The sequence below is a fragment of the Nonomuraea sp. NPDC050451 genome (genome assembly GCF_044458585.1).
In genome coordinates this window covers 282,495-301,456 of record NZ_JBITHZ010000013.1, presented here as the reverse complement: position 1 = coordinate 301,456, position 18,962 = coordinate 282,495, and the positions used below count along the sequence as shown (strand labels likewise).

The window sequence follows — 18,962 nt, the reverse complement described above, 5'->3', positions numbered from 1 at the left end:
ATAGTGCAGTCATTTGAGCACAGCAGTTGGCGCGGGCCAACCACTACTAGTGCCCCATTGGGGCATTTATCCCCGATTGTCCAAAAATTTCGGCAGAATCGGTAAGGCTGCCCTCTAGCTGGTGAAACAGGCAACAGAAGAGTGTCCAGCGAGCCTCCTCCGGACTCGTGGAATATTCGACTGACCGGCCCCATCAGTAACAGTCGCCCCGCCAATCCCCTCCTTTCACAAACCGGACAAACACCGATCTCTTACCGCTCATCAAATTTTCACGATAGAACGAGAACCCGACATTGCAACCACAGGCATCGTTTTCGCGATAATGACTACAGATTTGGTGTTACGGTCTATCCCTGTTGTGCGTCAGGCACACAGCCCCCGGGAGCAGAAGCCACCCGGTCCCCCCGCCTGGCTCCATCTGAAGGGAGTCCCTGACATGAGGCTTGGCCGTCCCGCCAGGGCCGCCATCATCGGGTTAGCTTTGACACTCGGCGCCGTTGCGTGCAGCACGGGCGGCTCCACGACACCCAGCGCGGCACCGTCCGCATCCGCCGGCGGCCTGGAGAAGACGAAGATCAAGGTCGCCACCCTGCCCGCCATCGACAGTGCCGCCATCTACGTCGCCATCGACCAGAAGCTCTTCGAGAAGGAAGGGCTGGAGGTCACCCCGCAGGTGGTCCAGGCCGCGCCGGAGGCCATCCCCATGATGGTCAAGGGTGAGATCGACGCCATGTTCGGCAACTACGTGTCGATGTTCCAGGCGCACGACAAGCAGGCGTTGAAGCTGCGCATCCTGGCCGAGGGCTCTCGCGCGGCCCCCGACTCGCTCAGCATCATGGCCCTGCCGAACTCCCCCATCAAGACCGCCAAGGACCTCGAAGGCAAGACGATCAACGTGAACGTCCTGCACAACTTCCAGGAGCTGGCGCTGACGCAGGTGCTCAAGGCCAACAACGTCGACCCGTCCAAGATCAAGTACGTCCAGGTGACGTTCCAGAACATCATGCCCTCGTGGAAGGGCGGCCAGATCGACGCCGCGTACCTGGGCGAGCCCATGGTCACGGCGGCCACGTCCGCGATGGGCGCCCGTAAGATCCTCGACCCGGCGTCGGGTCCCGCCGCCGAGTTCCCGATCTCCGGGTATGTCGGCACGCAGGACTGGTACGACAAGAACCCGAAGACGGCGGCCGCGTTCCAGCGGGCCATCCACAACGCGGCCAAGCTCATGGAGAACAACCGCGAAGTGGTCGCCAAGGTGCTGCCGAACTTCACCCAGATCGACGCGGCCACCGCGGCCACCGTCACGTTCCCGTACTTCTCCAGCAACGACAACCCGGTCCGCCTCCAGCGGGTGGCCGACTGGATGCTGGAGGCCAAGTGGCTCACGAAGGCGATCGACGTCAAGTCGCTGATGTCGCCCACCACGTCCGGGTGAGCGCTCAGACCCTGGCCCCCGCCCGCCCGGCGTCCGCCGCGACACGCTGGTCACGCCGGGCGGGCGGAGCCCTCGCCTTCGCCGCCCTGATCGAACTCCTCAGCCGGACCGGGCTGGTGGACCCGGAGAACCTGCCGCCCGCGACGGCGATACTCGGGCGGGCGGTGACGCTGATGGCCGATCCCGCCTTCCGCGCGCACGCCCTGACGAGCCTGCTCGCCTGGGCGATCGGGCTCTGCCTCGCGGCGGTGATCGCGGTGCCGCTCGGGCTGCTGCTCGGCAGCGTGCCGGTCGTCGACGCCGCCACGCGCTCGGTCGTGGAGTTCCTGCGGCCGATCCCGTCGGTGGCGCTGATCCCCCTGGTGTCCCTCCTGATCGGCACAGGGCTGCAGGTACGCATCACGCTCGCGGTCTACGCCTCGTTGTGGCCGATCCTCTACAACACGATGTACGGCCTGCGCGGCGTCGACCCGATCGCCAAGGAGTCGTTGCGGTCGTACGGCTTCGGGCCCATGGCGGTGCTGCTGCGCGTGTCGTTGCCGTCGTCGGCGCCTTTCATCACCACCGGGTTCAGACTGGCCGCCGGAGTGGCGCTCATCCTGATCGTCAGCACCGAGATCGTGGCCGGGCGGGGCGAGGGCATCGGCGTGTTCATCTTCTTCGCCGGCATCGCCGTGCCCGCGCGGATGACCGACATCCTGGCCGCGGTGTTCTGGGTCGGGCTGTTCGGGGTACTGGTGAACGCGCTGCTGGTGGCCGTCGAACGGCGGGCGTTCCGCTGGCACCACGCGCGCCTGGGAGAGACGGCATGAGGACCAGGGGCATGCGAGGGGCGGCGTTCCGGTCGCTGGTGCTGGTCGGGCTGATCCTCGCCTGGGAGGCGGCCACGCGACTGGTGGGCAGCACGTTCTTCCCGCCGCCCAGCACGATCGTGGTCAGAATGCACGCGATGTGGTTCTCGGGGCCGCCGGGCACGCTGTTCCTGACCGAGGAGGCCATCGGGAACATCCTGCCGAGCCTCGGCCGGATGTACGCCGGGTTCGCGGGGGGCGCACTGGCCGGGGTCGCGCTCGGGCTCGCGCTGGGGCTGTCGGCGAGGGCGTACGACTATCTCGACGGGGTGCTGCAGTTCCTGCGGGCCATCCCGCCGCCCGCGCTGGTCACGGTCTTCGTGGTGGTGTTCGGGTTCGGGCTGCGGATGCAGCTGACGTTCATCGTCTTCAGCATCGTCTGGCCGGTGCTGCTCAACACCGCCGACGGCGCCCGCTCGGTCGAACCGCTGCACCTGCAGACCGCCCAGGTGTTCCGGCTGTCCAGGACCGAGCGGCTGTTCCGGGTCATCCTGCCGTCGGCGCTGCCCAAGATGTTCGCGGGGCTGCGGCTCGCGCTGTCGCTCTCCTTGATCGTCATGGTCTTCTCCGAACTGCTGCCGGGCACCGTGAACGGCATCGGGTTCCAGCTCACGTCCGCGTACCAGACCTTCGACCTGCCCGCCATGTGGGGCGGGATCGTGCTGCTCGGCGTGCTGGGCTACGCACTCAACGAGCTCTTCCTGGTCGTCGAACGACGGGTGCTGGCCTGGCACCACGCCGCCCAGCAACTCTCCAGCACGTAAGAGTAAGATCGCACGCGTTTACAAAGTATGCCGATTCCCGCTCGGATAGAGTATTTCCGGCTCCGTGTTGTCCATGGTCTCGCCCCCTGAGGAACTCCATTGCTCGAGATAGACAACCTCTCCCACGTCTACGGCGGCGGTACCCCCAACGCGCACCACGCCATCGAGGGCCTCAACCTGAGCGTCGCCGAGGGCGAGCTGCTGTGCATCGTCGGCCCCTCCGGAGCGGGCAAGTCGACCCTGCTGCGGTCGATCGCCGGGCTGCTCACGCCGACGGGCGGCCAGATCAAGGTCGAGGGCAACGTCGTACGCCAGACGCCCGACAACCTGGCCGTGGTCTTCCAGGACTACAGCCGTTCCCTGTTCCCGTGGATGTCGGTGGCCGACAACGTGGCGCTGCCGCTGCGCCGCAAGAACATGGACAAGCGCCAGCGCCGCGAGGCCGCCCAAGAGGCCCTGGAGTCGGTCGGCCTGTCGGGCGCGGAGCGCAAATACCCGTTCCAGCTGTCGGGGGGCATGCAGCAGCGGGTGGCGATCGCGCGGGCGCTGGCCTACCGTCCGTCGCTGATGCTCATGGACGAGCCCTTCGGCTCGGTGGACGCGCAGACCCGCGAGGACCTGGAGGACCTCGTCCTCAAGGTACGCGGCCACCACCAGATGACGATCGTGCTCATCACGCACGACATCGACGAGAGCGTCTACGTGGGCGACCGCGTGGTCGTCCTGTCCAAGGCCCCGGCCCACGTGGTCGGCGACCTCAAGGTGGAACTGCCCGGGCCGCGCGACCAGATCACGACCCGCGAACACCCGGACTTCGTCCACCTCCGCGCCGAGGTCGGCCGCCTGGTCCGCGGCAGCCACGCCACGGTGTAGGTGGGCCTGACTCCCCCACCCGTTGCCCATCTGGGTGGTGGGCCTGCCGACGCCCGCCCTGCCTGCTGGATCAACCAGCATCTCGCCCGTTTGGCCAATCCACAAATGGACAGCGCCAAAGGCCACGGGGGCCATGGCATTCGATTACCCAGCTCGAAGCGCGGCAACTGACTCGACGAGGCCGGCCGTCTCCAATGCGTCGAGCACGTCGTCAACGGTTTCTGGCGGACTCATGCGGGAGTCCGCAATCTGCTGCACACAGGCCCATACGACTCTTCCATCGAGGTCGATTTGGTCCAGCACGAAGTCGTCGGGGGATTTGGCCTCAATATCCCATGCAGCCAAGTGCTCCGCAGGAAAGTCCTTGAGGTTCGACGTCACGATGATCTGCGCCCCGGCCTTGATGGCTGCGGCGAGCACATGCCGATCGCCCGGGTCGGGAAGCTTCAGCCCTTCCATCAAGGGCTCATATCCTTCGACCAGGCAATCCCGTACGGCCGAGTTCATGAGGTGGCGGAGCTTACCCAGCTTCTCTTCCGGGATGTCGGGGCGGTTGGCAGCAAGGTTACGCTGCATCTCGTCGAGGATCCCATTGCTCCATTTGGCCTGTATACGCCCGGTCATAGCGAGACGAATGAGCAGGTCGCGAAGTGTATTGCCGTAGAGCACGTTCGCGTCGTAGAGAACTACGAAGGCCATGCTTCAGATACCCAGCTCTTGACCGAGCGCAGCAAGTTGATCGGCAGCCGTACGGCGCTTGACATCGTCGCGACGTTTGTACTCCTGAAGATCCTCATACGTGATGCGCCGATGCTTGCCGATCAACCGGAAGGGAATTTCTCCCGTCTCAAGAAGTTTGATTAGGTAAGGGCGTGAAACGTTGAGCATGTCTGCCGCTTGCTGCGTCGTCAGCTCCGCGTGAGACGGAATGACCGTTACTCCCCGTCCTTCAGCCGCCTGAGCGAGGATGAAGGCGAGCAGACTCACAGCCTCACGAGGCAAGATCAGCGGACCCTCATCGCCGTGCTCGCCTGCGACAAGAATGGTCGTCTGCTCGGGATACCGCATGAGGTAGTCCTTGATCCGCCGCACGGCGCGACCAGCCATCTCAGCGTCGATGATCCCGGGTTGAACACGTTTGGCTTGGACATCTGCCATCGCGACACCTCCTAATCGCAGTATCCGAAACAAACGAAGCAAACGCAAGCCTTAGAGCCAGCTGGGCGTCCTCAGCGGCGTACGTGACGGTCGTGGGTCGCATTGATCTCGGCACTCGCTCGATCCGACAGACCGTTCCCAGCTCACCAGCAATGACGATGGCCTTGAGCCGACGGGCAAGACGTTCGATCATCAGGCCGTCCAGCTCACCAACGCGGCGGCAAACACCTCAGCGGCGCGTGCCCCACCCGGCGCCGAGCCCAGGTCGCGCCAGTGCCGCCGGGCGGCGGGATGCCGCGAACGAGACCCTTGACGGCCAGTGGCGGTCGTGTTGTTTCTGAAGGCGGCAAGCGGCTTTGATTACTCATTGGCTAAACTTCATCACTTTGAGTAACGCGGCCGGGGTGACTTTCTTGGGGCGGCGATGGATCACACGGTGGTTGGCCCGACGGCATGGACGCGGGACACCCTGCGCGACGAGGACTGGCTGATCGACTTCGCCGATGAGCATCGGGCGAATCTGGACGTCCTGGCTGAACGCGTCGCGCTTGCTCTGGGCCGGGGGCCGGGGCTGGTGGTCGTGCGGGGATGGCCGGAGGACGGGGTCGATCTGCTGTGCGGCGGGCTCGGTCCGTTGCTGGGGGCTCCGCGAGCAGATGTCAATCTGGTACGTCCCATGGCCGGAGCCGCGGCACGCCGTGGCATGACCGATCAGGAGCTGGCCCTGCACACCGACAGGGCGGGCGCGCCCGGGCCGCCGCGGCTGCTGGCGCTGTTGTGCCTACGGGCGGCGGCGTACGGTGGGCACTCTCTTCTCGCCAGCGGACACACCGTGTACAACCGCCTACTGGCGCAGTGCCCCCAGGTCCTCGACGAGCTCCGGCGGGATTTCCACTTCGGGGCCGGGAGCACTTTCGACCGGGTATACCCGGTGTTCCAGTGGCACCGAGGCCGGCTACGGGTGCACTACAACCGGCTGTGGATCGAGCGGAGCCAGCAGGAGGCCGGAAAGCCGCTGACCGCCGGTGCGCTCGCCGCGCTGGAGGCTTTCAAGGCGGTCCTGTCCGACCCGGCAGTAGTGCTGCGCTTCCGGCTGCGCCCAGGCGACCTCCTGCTTCTGGACAACACCGTGATCCTGCACGGCCGGACCGCGTTCACCGACTCCGGCGCCCCCGACCAGAGCCGCTGCCTGGTCCGGCTGTGGCTCGACTGATGCGTCGCGGCGCCGCCCGGACAGCCACGTTCCGGATATCGGCCCACCAGGGCGAGTTCTTGCGCAACGTCCTTCCTTTTCCTCCCGCATGAGCCCTAATGCGTCGGGCCGAAGAAGAGTTGGATCATCGAGCGGGTCAGGGCTTGCGGATCGGCGTGGGCGGTTTCGGGGAGGGCGCCGCTCAGCCACAAGCCGGCGAAGCCGTGGGCCAGCGACCAGGCGGCGATGGTGGTCAAGCGATCTTGCTCCGGACTCGGCGACACCTTGCCGGCGTTGGTGACGAGTACATGAGCGGCGCGCTCCCGTACCGTTTTCAGGCTGGGGTCGTCCGCGCGATACAGCTCCGGCCGGAACATCACCTCGAAGTAGGGGCGGTGGTCGATGGCGAAGCGGACGTAGGCGACTCCGACTTCCAGCACGTCATCGTCCGCTCGCTCCAGGGCGTCGGCGAACGCCTCGAAGCCCTCGGCGGCCACGGCCGTCAGCAGTCCCGTCTTGTCGCCGAAGTGGTGGGCGGGGGCGGCGTGTGAGACGCCCGCGCGCCGGGCCAGCTCGCGCAGGCTCCAGCCGGCCGGGCCGGATTCGGCGATGGCCGCGAGGGCGGCGTCGATGATGGCGCGCCGCAGGTTGCCGTGGTGGTAGGTCGTCTGCTGCTTGATCTGCCTCACCTCCGCGCTCGTGATCATCGATGCGACCCTCACCCTATCTTGACGTTGACAAGATCGCGAGTCTCCTTCAATCTTTCCGGTGACAAGATAGGAGGAATGGATGGTTCCGTTCATCGCCCTCATCGGCGGTTTCGCCGTCCTGCGGCTGGTCGGCCTGGCCGGCGCCGCCGGGCTCCTGATCCCGGCCTTGGCGCCGTTCGCCGCGATCGGGCTCGCGCTGCTCATGGTCGCCATGTTCCCGGCCAACGTCTCGGCCGCCCGCCGCGGCCTCACCCTGGCCGGGAAGCCGGTCACCCCGCTGGTCGCCCGCACCGCCCTGCAGGTGCTCTTCATCGCCGCGGCCGTAGCGGCGGCCGTGTAGGTCCGAGGACGGCGCATGAATGTTCCCGGCGGCCTTCAGCGATCGGGCTGCACCGCTGGTTCTCCTGCAGGCGGAGGCGGGCCGTCAGGGCCACGATGTCCACATGTGGTGTGGATCGCCTAGCCTGGCTTCGTGGATGATGTCCTGGCGGGCCAGGGTTGCGCTTGGGTGTTCGAGGCGGATTCGCTGCGGATAAGGCCCGAAGGCGCCAAGGTCCCCAAACTCATTTCCGAGCTCGGCGAACGCGTCATTCCCCATGCGGCGATCGCCGAGGTGACGGTGGCGGCCGGCAAGAGGGGCACCGTGGTGCTGCGCGTGGTGCCCAGGCGGGGTGCCGATCCGGTCATGACCGCGGCGGCCGGGCAGCTCAAGGAGGCGGCCGATCCCTATCGGCTCGTGCTGCCCGCCAAGCGGGAGACGCTCGCCGACTATTACGCCGATGAGCTGCGGGCGGCCGTCGGCGAGTCCGGGCCCGTGACGCGGTTCATGGTCGAGGCGCCTTCGGTGCCCCGTTCCTTCAAGGGGTGGGACGGGGCGGCGACGTTCGACGGCGAGGCCATCACGTTCACGTGGTTCTGGTCGGGGGCGTCGACCGCCAAATACGCCGCGGGTGACCAGCGGTTCTCGGCGTCGGATCTGGAGAACGTCGAGTGGCACGCGCCGGAGGGGGCGAGCGGCTGTCTCCGGTTGAGGGTGCGCGGCGGCCGGCCGGATCCCGATCCGAACAAGGATCCGGCCTCTGTCGTCTTCGGGCTCGGATGGGGGGCGACGCACAAGTCCCTGCCCTTCGCGGCCTCCGTCCTCGCGTCGATCCCTGACCAGGCCGCCCCCGCGCTCGGCGCCGCCCCGGCGGCCCCGGAGCTGGTCCGGGCTCCGTCGGGTGCCGAGGTGGCCGAGCTGATCACCAAGCTGGGCGAGCTGCGGGACGCGGGGCTGCTCTCCGAGGAGGAGTTCCAGGCGAAGAAGGCCGAGCTGTTGTCCCGCATGTGAGCTCAGGTGGGGACCAGGTCAGAGGGTGGTCAGGCGGATGTTCGAGCCGCCGTGGCCGAGCCTCAGCGACACCTGTCCCGCGGGGGCGTCGGAGTCGATCTCCGGGTAGTCGTCGCTGGACACCGTGACACTGATGCTGTGCCCGGCTGCCACGCGGTAGTGCGTGGGCCAGGTGCGGATGTCCAGGTCGTACGTCCTGCCGGGGCGTACCGGGACCGCGCGCTCGTGGCCGAAGCGGTGGCTCGCCTTCAGCCAGCCCTGGGTGATGCGGGTGGCCGTGCCGTCGGGGGCGATGTCCTGCACCACGACCGCGATGTTGCCGTCGGCCGCCGTGAACGAGGCCCGCACCTTGGCCTGGACCTCCCCCGCGAGCACCAGGTCGCGCTGGAGCGGCCCCGTCGCGAACGACAGCCGCCGGCCCGGCCCGCCCGCGACCGGCTCGGTGTTGACCTCGAAGGCGCGGGTGGCGGACCTGCCGGGGTCGGCGGCCAGGGTTCCGTCGGCTCCGAGGCCGAGCTTCACCGGCCGCGCCCCCGCCGGTGGCCAGCTGTCGAACTGCTGCCAGCCCGTACCCGGCACCTCATACGACGTCACCCTGGCGGCGGGCAGCGGAGTGCCGGGGCGGCGGGCCAGCCAGCGGTCCCACCAGGCGAGGTAGGCGCCGTTGCCGATGTCGGCGGGCTGCCCGGCCGGCCAGCCGTGCACCCAGGGGCCGGACACCAGCCAGACGTTGCGCCCGCGCGCCTGGAGGTTCTCCACCATGCCCTGGCGGTAGCGGTCGTACCAGCCGGCGATCTCCAGGACGGGGACGTCGAGGTTCTTCCAGCGGGACTTGACGCTGCGTTCGCGCCAGAAGTCGTCGTAGAGGGGGTGCTGGGCGTACGTCACGAGGGTGTCGGGGGCGACGGCGCGCTGCCAGTCGCGGATCCTGGCCGAGTAGATGCCGCCCCGGTAGATGGTGTTCTCGTACCAGTCGCTGATGCCGTCCACGGGGATGATGGCGGCCAGGTGGGGTGGCTTGTTGACGGCGACGAGGAGGGACGAGTGCCCGCCGTAGCTGACGCCCGTCTGCCCGATGCGGCCCGTTGACCAGGGCTGGACAGCCAGCCACTCGATGAGGTCGTAGTTGTCGCGCTGCTCCTGGCCGCTGAAGGGGTCGAGGTAGCCCGGCGAGTCGCCTGAACCCCGGACGTTGCACACGGCCGCGACGTAGCCCCGGGTGACGAAGTACGCGGCGGCCTGGCCCTGGGGGCCGAGCTGGTTGTAGGCGTTGTAGTCGTAGACGATGCCCGGGAAGCGGCCGGGGGCGGGGGCGCCGTCGGGGGCGGCGGGACGGTGCAGGTCGCAGGCCAGGTGGCTGCCGTCGCGCAGAGGGACGGTGACGCGTTCCCGGTGCACGCCGTACTCGGCGGGGCGGTCATAGGCGAAGAACGGGTCGGGAGGGAGGGACATGGCGGTCGCGGGTTCGGCGGTTGCGGGGAGGGCGGGGCCGCAGGTCAGGCCCAGGGCGGCGGACAGGGCGGCCAGGATCTTGAGGGGTTTCATCTGCCGGGTCCTCTGAGGGGGTGGGTTAGAGGGAGTGGGAGGACGGAGGGGGGCCGAGAGGGGTTCCGCCGGGGCCCGTGGCGAAGGTGAGCCAGGGCTGGGGCGGGCGCAGGCGGCCCGTGACCGGGTCCGTCTGGCCGACTCCGGGGCGGGAGTAGTCGCACACGCCCGCCGGGAAGGCCGAGCGCAGCCGCGCCCACTGCTCCCCCGTGAACGCGACGCCGTCGTAGTCCCCCCGCCGCAGCGGCTTGAGGCGGCATTTCAGCAGGTCACTGGTCGGGCCCTCGCCGGCTGCGACCCGGGTGTCGGCCTTGTGCGGGTACGCCTGGTCGCAGGCGGCCTGGTCGGTGACCTTGGCGCCGGAGATCCAGCAGGCGTCCACGGCCTCGGCGGGCCGGTGGCGGACGACCTTGGCGGGCAGCGGGATCGGCCGGCGGTCGGCGTCGACGGCGGCGAGCCAGCGGTCCATGACGTCCAGGGGCGAGCCGTCGCTGCCGTTCGTCCAGAGCACCTGGTTGCGGTGGTGGCCGTTGGCCCGGTCGAGCCGGTTGCGGAGCACGAGGCTGCGCCACGGGTAGTGGTAGTCGTTGTTGTCGGTGCCGCGGACCACGAGGATCGGCACCTGAGCCAGCCCCCGGCCGAAGACGACGCGTCCGGTGCGGTGCGCGATCTCGACGGCTTCGACGTCGGCCTCGCTCCGCGACGGGGTCCACGTCATGTCGATGTCGAAGCCGCCGACCCGCCGGTTGAGGTCGACGAACTGTTCGGCGCTGATGCGGCCGTCGCGGAGCGCGGTCAGGCCGTACTGGACTCCGACGTTGTCCCACGGCCGCCGGGCGCACGGCACGCCGGCGCACCCCTGCGGACGGGCGCCGTAAACGGAGATCATGAAGTCCTGGAGCGTGCAGCGGACGCCGCCGGGGTTGCGTGCCGGGTCGTAGCTCGCCTCGCCCGCACAGGACGTGCCGTCGTCGGGCTTCATGTAGTCGGGGGCGCGGCCGGCGGAGGTGGCGCAGACGCCGGTGCCGCCGTGCCCGAAGACCGCGGTCCTGTCGCCGGGGTCGGTCCACAGCGGCGAGGCGTCCATGGCGCGGACCAGCGCGGCGCAGTCGCCGAACTCGCGGTAGGCCCCGACGATCTGGTCCGGCCAGTCCTGGGTCGGCAGGAGGCCGTCCAGCAGGCCCGGGTAGGCGTCGGCGACGAGGTACTGCTGGAGCGCCCCGCCCGAGCCGCCGCGGCCGATCGTGTAGCGGATCTCGCCGTACGTCTCGACGACGTGCTCCTTGACCATCATGACGGTCTCGGCGGAGGTGACGTCGTTGCTGTGCAGGTAGTTGTCGGTCATCGTGGACGACGCCACCGCGAACCCCTTGGCGGCCGCCTCCTGCGCCTCCGGCATGGTCAGCCCGCGGGAGACCCCCTGCCGGTACTGCTGGCCCGTGCCCGCCCCGAACACCCACACCAGCTTGTGGTTCCAGTTCGCCGGCACGAGCACGTCGTAGATCCCGCGGTTGACGGTGCCGCGTTCGAGGGTGGCCTTGACGCCGTTGCCGAGGGTGATCTCGCTGCGGACCGGCGCGGCGTCGCACCGGTCGTTCAGCGCGGGACCGAGGCCGTTCTCGGCCGTCTGGCACTGCCACGGCCGCACCTGCGGGCCCGAGAACACCGGGCCGCCCGGCGGGTGGTCGGTGATGGTCAGCCGCTCGGCCCGCCCTCGCGGCGGCCGGACGGTCAGGACGTTCTCGCCGGGCGAGAGGCCGTCGACCAGCCCGGTCAGCGTGCCGTCCGGCCCGGGTGCGAAGCGGGAGGTGACGTCGGCGCCGTTGAGCTCGACCTGTACCCGCGAAGAGCCGGTGACCCTGACCAGCGCGTCACCTCCCGAGACCAGGTCGGCCCGGTTCGAGAGCACTTCGACGTCGAGATCCGGCTGCGACGGGAACAGCGGCAGCGCCACAAGCGCCGGTATGAGGGCAAGCTCGCGCCAGCTCATGTCACTCTCCAGGGGTCAAAGGGAGAACGCGCCCGTGAGCAGCGCGACCACGGTCATCACGAGCGTGGTGGCGAAGGCCCACTTGAAGATGAAGCGCTGGTGCTCGCCCAGTTGCACGCCGCTCATCCCGACCAGGATGAACGTGGAGGCGGTGAGCGGGCTCAGCGGGAACCCGGTGGTCATCTGGCCGAGGATGGCCGCCCTGGCCACCTCGGCCGGGGCGCCGCCGAAGCCGCTGACGGTCTCGGCGAGCACGGGCAGGACGCCGAAGTAGTAGGCGTCGGGGGTGAAGACCAGGCTGAGCGGCATGCCGGTGAGGGCCACGAGGACGGGCAGGTGCCCGCCGAGGGAGTCGGGGATGACGCTCACGAACGCCGACGCCATGCTGCTGATCATCTTGGTGCCGGTGAGGACGCCGGTGAACACGCCGGCCGCGAAGATCATCGTGGTGACCAGGACGACGCTCTTGCCGTGCTTCTCCAGGAGCTCCTGCTGGCGTTCCCAGGTCGGGTGGTTGACCAGCAGCGCGATCGCGAATCCGACCACGAACAGCACCGGCAGCGGCATCACCTGCAGCACGAGCCCGACCAGCAGGGCGACCGTGAGTACCAGGTTGAAGACCGTCAGAGCGGGGTGGACGGGCGCCCGCTGGGTGCCGGGCCCCTCGCCGACCAGCCGCTCCTCGGGCATCTCAGGGGCGGCGATCGTGCCGAGGCGGCGGCGCTCCTTGAGTCCGATCAGGTACGACGCCACCAGCACCCACGCGATGCCCGCCGCCATCGCGGGCAGGACCGGCGTGAACACCTGGGAGCTGTCCAGCTTCAGCGCCGCCATCGCGCGGGCCGTGGGTCCGCCCCAGGGGATGAGGTTCATGACGCCCGCGCCCAGGCAGACGACGCCCGACAGGACGAGCGGGCTCATGCCGAGCCGCCGGTAGACCGGCAGCAGCGCCGAGACCGTGATGAGGAACGTCGAGGCCCCGTCGCCGTCGAGGGCCACGCACATGGTCAGTACGGCGGTGCCGACGGCGATGCGGAGCGGATCGCCCTTGGCCACGCGCAGGATGCCGCGGATGAGCGGATCGAAGAGACCTGCGTCGATCATCAGGCTGAAGTACAGGACCGCGAACGCGATCATGATGCCGGTCGGCGCGACCTTGGTCAGCCCGTCGAGGATCATCTTCCCCAGCTCGCCGCCGAAGCCCCCGGCCAGCGCCGCCAGGACCGGGATCAGCACCAGCGCGATCAGGACCGACACGCGCTTGGTCATGGTGAGCAGCAGGAACAGAACGATCGTGGTGAATCCCAGGGCTGCCAGCATCGGTGTTCGCCTTCTTCCTCGCCCGGCTCGCGGGGGGTGACGTGCCGGAGTATTACGGAAGAGTTTCCGAGCGACGAAATCTCAGGTCCAGCATCAAAGCAACATTTATCCATGCGTTCTGCGCAAAAGTTCGGGTCTATGCTCACGGCCATGGAGGCGAACCTGCGGCTGCTGGCCGCGTACGCCGCCGTGGCCAGAGCGGCGAGCTTCACGGCGGCGGCGGCCGAGATGCACGTGTCGCAGTCGTCGCTCAGCCGCGCGGTGGCCGAGCTGGAGCGGCTGCTCGGCGCGCAGTTGCTGGAGCGCGACACCCGCAACGTGCAACTGACGGCGGCCGGGGTGGAGACGCTGCGGGTCGCCGAGCAGATCGTGTCCGCCCACCGGTCGGGCATGAAGGAGCTGGAGCGCTACCTGCTCGGCGAGTCGGGCGTGGTGGCCGTGGCCACGCTGCCGTCGGTGGCCGCGGTGCTGCTGCCCCGGGTGATCTCCGAGTTCCGGCTGCGGCGGCCGATGGCCGGGTTGCGGATCATGGACGGCCTGGAGCAGGTGGTGCTCGGCCGGGTGCTCTCGGGGGATGCCGACTTCGCGATCTCCACCGTCGGCGCCGCCCCCGAGCAGCTCGAACACCGCCCGCTGATCAAGGACCGCTTCCACGCCGTGCTGCCCGAGGACCACCCGCTCACCGAGCTCCCGGAGATCACCTGGGAGGAGCTGGCCCGGGAGCCGTTCCTCGCGATCGGGCCGGAGTCGAGCGTGCGGCGGCTCACGGACGCGGCGTTCGCGCAGGCCGGCGCGGCCCCGACGCTCGCGGCCGAGGCGGGGAGCGTGGCGACGGTGGGCGGGCTGGTGACGGCCGGGCTGGGCGTCTCGGCGATGCCCGCCCTGGTGCTGCCGCTGATGGGGGCGGGCAGGCTGGTCTACCGGCCGCTCGCCGAACCCGTCGTGGACCGCCGGCTGGACGTCGTGGTCCGGGCCCGCCGCACGCTGCCGGTGGCGACGAGCGCGTTCCTCGATCTGCTGGACGGGTTCCGCCGCGAGCTGCGGGAGCTGCCGGCGGGCGTCTCCTGGAACCGCGACTGAGGCCACCCGCAATTCATGCGCAAAGCGCATTGAATGATGGGTTTCTTGTGCTGGACACGCATTTCACCGCCTCGGCAGGATGAAACGACCGAGTCGCGATCGGGAGGCGAAGGAGCGCGGGTGACAGGCACGGGTCAGGACACGGGCGGGAGCGGCCAGGGGCAGCTGCGCGGGCTGAAGGTGGTGGAGTTCGCGCACGTGGTGGCCGGGCCGATGGCCGGCTCCATGCTCGCCGACCAGGGTGCGGATGTGGTGCACGTGGAGGCTCCAGGCGCCGGCGACGCCGCCCGCGCGATGGGTCCGGTACGCGACGGCGTGCCCCTGTGGTTCAAGGTCGCCGGCCGCAACAAGCGTTCGGTCACCCTCGATCTGCACCACGCCGCCGGACGCGAGATCGCCCACCGGCTGGTCGCCTGGGCGGACGTCGTGATCGTCACCCTGCGGGCCGGGCGGCTGCGCGACTGGGAGCTGGACTGGGAGGCCGTGCACCGGATCAACCCGAAGGCGATCCTGCTGCAGATCTCCGGGTTCGGGGCGACGTCCTCGCGGGCGGACGAGCCGGGCTTCGGCAAGATGGGCGAGGCCAGGAGCGGGGTGGTGCACCTGACGGGGTTCCCCGACGGGCCGCCCGTGCACACGGGGTTCTCTCATGGGGACGCGGTCACGGGGCTGATGGGCGCCTACGCCGTGCTCGCCGCCCTCCACCGCCGCGCCGGCGACCCCGGCTTCGACGGCGAGTGGATCGATCTGGCCCTCTTCGAGCCTCTCTACCGGCTGATCGAGTGGCAGATCATCACGTACGACCAGCTCGGCACCGTACCCGAACGGGCGGGCAACCAGCTCGCCGTCGCGCCCGCCGCGGTGATCAACACCTACCGCGCCGGCGACGGCGAGTGGATCACCGTGACGTCCGCGACCCTCCGCTCGGTACGCAACGTGGCCCGCCTGCTCGGGCTGCCCGAGGAGGACTTCGCCACCTCGGCGCAGCAGCACGAGGGCCGGGAGACCCTGGACAAGGGCCTGCGGGAATGGGTGGCCGCGCGGACCACGGACGAGTGCCTGGCGGAGTTCGCCCGGGCGGAGGTGGTGGCCTCGCGGGTGTTCACCGCCGCCGACATCGCCACCGACCCCGTCTACGCCGAGCGCGGCGACATCATCACCGTCGACGACGCCGACCTCGGCCCCGTGCGCATGCAGGGCGTGATCCCCCACTTCCACCGGCGGCCCGGGAAGGTCTGGCGCACCGGCCCCGCGCTCGGGCAGGACAACCACCTCGTCTACCACGAGTGGCTGGGGCTGGCCGAGGAGGAGCTGGCGGAGCTGGAGCAGCACGGTGTCATCTGAGCGTCCCCTGCTCCGTTCCCTGCTCTTCGTGCCTGGCACCAGGACTGAGTGGCTGGCCAAGGCGGAGGCGGCGGGGGCCGACGCGGTCATCCTCGACCTCGAGGACGCGGTCCCCGACGACGGCAAGTCGCAGGCCCGCCGCGAAGTGGCCGCGGCGGTGGCCGGCTACGCGGGCCACCTGGCCCTGCTCGTCCGCGTGAACCCGCTGGACGGCTGGACGGGCGCCGAGGAGCTGCGGGCCGTCGCGCACGAGCGGCTCACCGGGGTCGTGCTTCCCAAGGTGAGCGGCCCGGAGGACGTGCGCCTCGCCGACCGGCTGCTCGCCTGGTGCGAACGCGAGCGCGGCCTGCCTCAGGGGCACATCGCCCTGGTGCCGCTGCTGGAGACGGCCTCCGCGCTGCGCGCGGCGTACGACGTCGCCATGGCGGCCCCGTCCCGGATCGCCTACCTCGGCGCCGTCACCGCGCCGGGCGGCGACGTCGCCCGCGCCGTCGGCTACCGCTGGACCCCGGAGAGCACGCTCGGCCTGCGCTCCCGCGTGCTCCTCGACGCGCGCGCCGCCGGGATCCCCAACCCGGTCGCGGGCCTGTGGACCGGCATCGGCGACCTGGACGGGCTGCGCTCCTTCGCCGAGCAGAACCGCTCGCTCGGCTACGAGGGCATGATGGCGATCCACCCCTCCCACGTCCCCGTCATCAGCGCGGCCTTCTCCCCCTCCCCCGACGAGCTGGCCCGCTACGCCCGGCTGATCGCGGCGGTGGAGGCGGCGCAGGCCGGCGGGTCGGGCGCGGTGACGTTCGAGGGCGAGATGGTGGACGAGGCCATGGCCGCCACGGCACGGGCCGTCCTCGACCGGTACGGCCGATAAACCGGTTGCGGACGCCACGAGACTGAACGGCATGGAACGAAAGCTGCTCAGCGCCATCGCCCACCGTGACCATCCGATCGCCGCGCCCATCACGCCCGGCAACCTCGACCGCCTGCTGCGCCGGGCGGCCCTGCCGGAGGGGGCCCGCATCCTCGACCTGGGATGCGGCGAAGGCGAATGGTCGCTCCGCGCGCTCGAACTCGTCCCCTCGGCGACGGCCGACGGCGTGGACGTCTCCGAGGAGGCCGTGGTCTCGGCGGGGCGGGCGGCGGCCGCGCGCGGCCTGTCCGACCGGCTGAGGCTGCACGAGATGTCCGCGACCGAGTTCTCCTCGGAGCAGCCGTACGACCTGGTGCTCTGCGTGGGCTCGACCCACGCGTTCCAGGGCTTGAAGGGCACGATGGACGCGGTCGCCAGGTTCGTCCGGCCCGGCGGGCTGGCCCTGATCGGGGAGGCCTTCTGGGAGAAGCCTCCGGCTCCCGAGGTCGTGGAGGCCATCGGCGCGTACCCCGACCTGGCGGGCACGGTGGCCGCCGCCGAGTCCGAGGGCTGGCTGGCCGTCTACGGCCACATCAGCACCCTCGCCGAGTGGGACGAGTACGAATGGTCGTGGACCGGCACCCTGGCCCGATGGGCCGCCGCCAACCCGGGCCCCGACGGCGACCAGGCCCTCGCCGTCTCGCGGGAGCACCGCGAGCTCTGGCTCAACGGCTACCGGGAGGCACTCGGCTTCGTCACCCTCCTGCTCCAGCGCGCATGAGAGCGGCCGGGCCTCTCATCGGGAGGCCCGGCCACCAGGGGACTATCCGTTGATCAGGGCCATCGCCAGGTCGGGATCGAACTGCCCGGCCGGCTTGCTGGAGATGCCGCACACGCCGTCCGAGTCGCCGGGCACCTTGACCCAGAAGACGTACTCGGCGCCGCTCAACTGCCTGGCCGGCGAGGCACCGAGCTTGCGCCCGGGCGGGTTGCACCAGTTGTCCTCGGGCGTGCTGTCCGTGTAGGGGCCGTTGCCGTTGCGGCTGGTGTCGATCACGTACTTCTTGGCGCCCACGGTGCCCGACAGCTGGCCGTTGACCCCGACGGCGTACGCCTCGGAGTCGGTGGTCCAGAAGTAGTTCGACACGTTCACGGAGAAGCCGCGGGTGTTGGCGATGCCCGACTTGACCAGCAGCGGCGCGATGACGTCGGGTGCGAGCCAGGTGGCGTTGGCCGCGTCCAGATAGACCCACGCGTTGGGGGCCTGGGCCTTCAGCACCTGCGTGGCGTCCAGCAGCATCCGGTACTGGTCCTCGGGGTCCTTGCCGATCTTGGTCACGCACCCGGCGGCGGCGACCGCGTCAGGCTCCAGCACGACGATCGCGTGCCTGGTGCCGATGGCCTTGGCGAACTCGGTGATCCACGTGTGATAGCCGGCCGCGTCGCCCGCGCCGCCGCCCGATTGGTTGGCGCACGCGTCCCGGTTGGGGATGTTGTACGCGACCAGCATCGGCAGCTTGTCCTGGGCCTGCGCCGCGCCGACGTAGGTGTCCACGGCCTGGGTGATGTCACTGAACCAGCCGCCGAACCACTCGAAGATCGGCTTGTTGGCGATGTTCGCGGAGATCGCCGGAGTCTGGCCGGCGTTCGGATTGGCCGTGACGAACTTGGCCGGGTTGGACTGGTTCCACACGAACAGCGAGGTCGGACGCGTCGTCTGCGTCTCCATCAGCGAGACGTTGTCGAACCGGACCACGGGCGTCCCGCCGGACCCGCCGAGCTGGAACGTCACCTCGGCCGCCGTGTCGGTGGCGGTCGCGGCCGTGAAGGGGATGCTGTAGCGCTTGCTCGACGTGGTGAGCTGCACGCCCGTGGCCAGCGACTGGTTGCTGCTGGGCGTGGCCTTGTACTGCACCGTCGCGGTGGCCTTGAAGGCGACGGTGGAGTAGGCGTCGAAGGAGAGGGTGTAGCTCTTGCCCGGGTTCAGGGCGGCGGTGGTGGGGGTGGCCACCATCGCGTCCCAGGGGTTGGCGACGACGGCCTTCACGTCCACCCGCAGCCGCTTGGCGTCGAGCGCGACGGTCGTCTGGCCGATCGCGGCCCAGGGGGCGGTGGAGCTGTCGAAGGTGCCGTTCCCGATGAGCTGGGCAGCCGCTGATGCGGGCTGGGGGACGACGAGGACTGCTGTCAGGACGGCGGCTAAAGCCGCGGTCTTGCCTGCGATGAATCGCACGTGTTCACCTTTCGGCGGGAGTCGCGGTTGATCATTACCGACCCCGTCTGACAAGGTCAAGAGGTTGAGTATGAACGTACGCACCGGCGCCGACGGTGACGGAGCGTGCATGGGCTCCGTTATGATCGGCCGCATGGTTCCGGGCACCTTGTTTCTCTGATCCGCGTCCGTAAGCGGACACCACAGCGCTTCCGGCGACCCGTCGACACGGGTCCGGCCGAGCGCTCTGTTCCGCGTGCTTCGACGCGTTGACCGCCGGCTTCCGGCATCCACCGAGAAACGAGTGCATT

Annotated in this window: 18 protein-coding genes; 11 read left to right on the top strand and 7 right to left on the bottom strand. The window is 69.6% G+C overall.

Annotation, left to right across the window (positions count from 1 at the left end; translation table 11 throughout):
- Window positions 1–436: 436 nt before the first annotated feature.
- The 4 genes from ACIBI9_RS34965 (at window position 437) to ACIBI9_RS34950 (ending at window position 3,923) form a co-directional block, all read left to right on the top strand.
- A complete protein-coding gene (locus ACIBI9_RS34965) occupies window positions 437–1,435 on the top strand; it encodes an ABC transporter substrate-binding protein (protein WP_397228428.1) in 999 nt (332 codons plus the stop codon).
- The gene (locus ACIBI9_RS34960) at window positions 1,432–2,247 is read left to right on the top strand and encodes an ABC transporter permease (RefSeq protein WP_397228426.1); all 816 of its coding nucleotides are present in this window, start codon (window positions 1,432–1,434) and stop codon (window positions 2,245–2,247) included. Before ACIBI9_RS34965 ends, ACIBI9_RS34960 begins: the two co-directional genes overlap by 4 nt.
- Window positions 2,244–3,050: an ABC transporter permease gene (locus tag ACIBI9_RS34955; RefSeq protein ID WP_397228424.1), complete on the top strand. Its 807-nt coding sequence runs from the start codon at window positions 2,244–2,246 to the stop codon at window positions 3,048–3,050. The genes ACIBI9_RS34960 and ACIBI9_RS34955 overlap by 4 nt, the downstream gene beginning before the upstream one ends.
- Window positions 3,051–3,149: 99 nt before the next feature.
- A complete protein-coding gene (locus ACIBI9_RS34950; RefSeq protein ID WP_394495829.1) occupies window positions 3,150–3,923 on the top strand; it encodes an ABC transporter ATP-binding protein in 774 nt (257 codons plus the stop codon).
- Between the two features lie 144 nt (window positions 3,924–4,067).
- On the opposite strand, the gene ACIBI9_RS34945 is transcribed toward ACIBI9_RS34950, so the two are convergent.
- Window positions 4,068–4,622, bottom strand: a complete 555-nt coding sequence (locus ACIBI9_RS34945; RefSeq protein WP_397228422.1) for a PIN domain-containing protein — start codon at window positions 4,620–4,622, stop codon at window positions 4,068–4,070.
- A gap of 3 nt (window positions 4,623–4,625) precedes the next feature.
- Window positions 4,626–5,081 (bottom strand): excisionase family DNA-binding protein, encoded by a 456-nt coding sequence (locus ACIBI9_RS34940; RefSeq protein ID WP_397228420.1) that lies wholly within the window; start codon window positions 5,079–5,081, stop codon window positions 4,626–4,628.
- 436 nt (window positions 5,082–5,517) lie between these two features.
- Between ACIBI9_RS34940 and ACIBI9_RS34935 the strand changes: the two genes are divergently transcribed.
- Window positions 5,518–6,294, top strand: coding sequence for a TauD/TfdA family dioxygenase (locus ACIBI9_RS34935; RefSeq protein WP_397228418.1), 777 nt, complete (start codon window positions 5,518–5,520; stop codon window positions 6,292–6,294).
- A 95-nt stretch (window positions 6,295–6,389) separates the two neighbouring features.
- On the opposite strand, the gene ACIBI9_RS34930 is transcribed toward ACIBI9_RS34935, so the two are convergent.
- Entirely contained in the window at window positions 6,390–6,980 is a 591-nt protein-coding gene (locus ACIBI9_RS34930) for a TetR/AcrR family transcriptional regulator (RefSeq protein ID WP_397228416.1), read from the bottom strand.
- An 82-nt stretch (window positions 6,981–7,062) separates the two neighbouring features.
- Here ACIBI9_RS34930 and ACIBI9_RS34925 point away from each other — a divergent pair, with 82 nt between their 5' ends.
- Both ACIBI9_RS34925 and ACIBI9_RS34920 read left to right on the top strand, forming a co-directional pair.
- The gene (locus tag ACIBI9_RS34925) at window positions 7,063–7,323 is read left to right on the top strand and encodes a hypothetical protein (protein WP_397228414.1); all 261 of its coding nucleotides are present in this window, start codon (window positions 7,063–7,065) and stop codon (window positions 7,321–7,323) included.
- A gap of 132 nt (window positions 7,324–7,455) precedes the next feature.
- Window positions 7,456–8,313: a DUF4429 domain-containing protein gene (locus ACIBI9_RS34920; RefSeq protein ID WP_397228412.1), complete on the top strand. Its 858-nt coding sequence runs from the start codon at window positions 7,456–7,458 to the stop codon at window positions 8,311–8,313.
- Window positions 8,314–8,331: 18 nt separating this feature from the next.
- Here ACIBI9_RS34920 and ACIBI9_RS34915 read toward each other — a convergent pair whose 3' ends face one another.
- From ACIBI9_RS34915 to ACIBI9_RS34905, 3 genes are read right to left on the bottom strand one after another with little or no spacing between them, the layout of a single operon-like run.
- Complete coding sequence (locus ACIBI9_RS34915) at window positions 8,332–9,858, bottom strand: CocE/NonD family hydrolase (RefSeq protein ID WP_397228410.1); 1,527 nt, start codon at window positions 9,856–9,858, stop codon at window positions 8,332–8,334.
- A gap of 25 nt (window positions 9,859–9,883) precedes the next feature.
- Window positions 9,884–11,848 (bottom strand): DUF6351 family protein, encoded by a 1,965-nt coding sequence (locus ACIBI9_RS34910; RefSeq protein ID WP_397228408.1) that lies wholly within the window; start codon window positions 11,846–11,848, stop codon window positions 9,884–9,886.
- A gap of 15 nt (window positions 11,849–11,863) precedes the next feature.
- Window positions 11,864–13,168 (bottom strand): CitMHS family transporter, encoded by a 1,305-nt coding sequence (locus ACIBI9_RS34905; RefSeq protein ID WP_397228406.1) that lies wholly within the window; start codon window positions 13,166–13,168, stop codon window positions 11,864–11,866.
- Between the two features lie 111 nt (window positions 13,169–13,279).
- On the opposite strand from ACIBI9_RS34905, the gene ACIBI9_RS34900 reads away from it, so the two are divergent.
- The 4 genes from ACIBI9_RS34900 (at window position 13,280) to ACIBI9_RS34885 (ending at window position 17,220) form a co-directional block, all read left to right on the top strand.
- Window positions 13,280–14,248 carry a LysR family transcriptional regulator gene (locus ACIBI9_RS34900; protein WP_397228404.1) on the top strand — a complete coding sequence of 323 codons (969 nt, stop codon included), beginning with the start codon at window positions 13,280–13,282 and terminating at the stop codon, window positions 14,246–14,248.
- Window positions 14,249–14,368: 120 nt separating this feature from the next.
- Window positions 14,369–15,592, top strand: a complete 1,224-nt coding sequence (locus ACIBI9_RS34895) for a CaiB/BaiF CoA transferase family protein (protein WP_397228402.1) — start codon at window positions 14,369–14,371, stop codon at window positions 15,590–15,592.
- Window positions 15,582–16,460 carry an HpcH/HpaI aldolase/citrate lyase family protein gene (locus ACIBI9_RS34890; RefSeq protein WP_397228400.1) on the top strand — a complete coding sequence of 293 codons (879 nt, stop codon included), beginning with the start codon at window positions 15,582–15,584 and terminating at the stop codon, window positions 16,458–16,460. Before ACIBI9_RS34895 ends, ACIBI9_RS34890 begins: the two co-directional genes overlap by 11 nt.
- 31 nt (window positions 16,461–16,491) lie before the next feature.
- Window positions 16,492–17,220, top strand: coding sequence for an SAM-dependent methyltransferase (locus tag ACIBI9_RS34885; protein WP_397228398.1), 729 nt, complete (start codon window positions 16,492–16,494; stop codon window positions 17,218–17,220).
- Window positions 17,221–17,262: 42 nt separating this feature from the next.
- On the opposite strand, the gene ACIBI9_RS34880 is transcribed toward ACIBI9_RS34885, so the two are convergent.
- The gene (locus ACIBI9_RS34880) at window positions 17,263–18,672 is read right to left on the bottom strand and encodes a glycoside hydrolase family 6 protein (RefSeq protein WP_397228396.1); all 1,410 of its coding nucleotides are present in this window, start codon (window positions 18,670–18,672) and stop codon (window positions 17,263–17,265) included.
- Between the last annotated feature and the right edge of the window lie 290 nt (window positions 18,673–18,962).

Excerpts from the sequence above, each read along its gene's own strand:
- ACIBI9_RS34965 (WP_397228428.1), top strand. The coding sequence starts at position 437 with ATGAGGCTTGGCCGTCCCGCCAGGGCCGCCATCATCGGGTTAGCTTTG.
- ACIBI9_RS34955 (WP_397228424.1), top strand. The coding sequence starts at position 2,244 with ATGAGGACCAGGGGCATGCGAGGGGCGGCGTTCCGGTCGCTGGTGCTG.
- ACIBI9_RS34945 (WP_397228422.1), bottom strand. The coding sequence starts at position 4,622 with ATGGCCTTCGTAGTTCTCTACGACGCGAACGTGCTCTACGGCAATACA.
- ACIBI9_RS34940 (WP_397228420.1), bottom strand. The coding sequence starts at position 5,081 with ATGGCAGATGTCCAAGCCAAACGTGTTCAACCCGGGATCATCGACGCT.
- ACIBI9_RS34930 (WP_397228416.1), bottom strand. The coding sequence starts at position 6,980 with ATGATCACGAGCGCGGAGGTGAGGCAGATCAAGCAGCAGACGACCTAC.
- ACIBI9_RS34925 (WP_397228414.1), top strand. The coding sequence starts at position 7,063 with ATGGTTCCGTTCATCGCCCTCATCGGCGGTTTCGCCGTCCTGCGGCTG.
- ACIBI9_RS34915 (WP_397228410.1), bottom strand. The coding sequence starts at position 9,858 with ATGAAACCCCTCAAGATCCTGGCCGCCCTGTCCGCCGCCCTGGGCCTG.
- ACIBI9_RS34910 (WP_397228408.1), bottom strand. The coding sequence starts at position 11,848 with ATGAGCTGGCGCGAGCTTGCCCTCATACCGGCGCTTGTGGCGCTGCCG.
- ACIBI9_RS34905 (WP_397228406.1), bottom strand. The coding sequence starts at position 13,168 with ATGCTGGCAGCCCTGGGATTCACCACGATCGTTCTGTTCCTGCTGCTC.
- ACIBI9_RS34900 (WP_397228404.1), top strand. The coding sequence starts at position 13,280 with ATGCGTTCTGCGCAAAAGTTCGGGTCTATGCTCACGGCCATGGAGGCG.
- ACIBI9_RS34885 (WP_397228398.1), top strand. The coding sequence starts at position 16,492 with ATGGAACGAAAGCTGCTCAGCGCCATCGCCCACCGTGACCATCCGATC.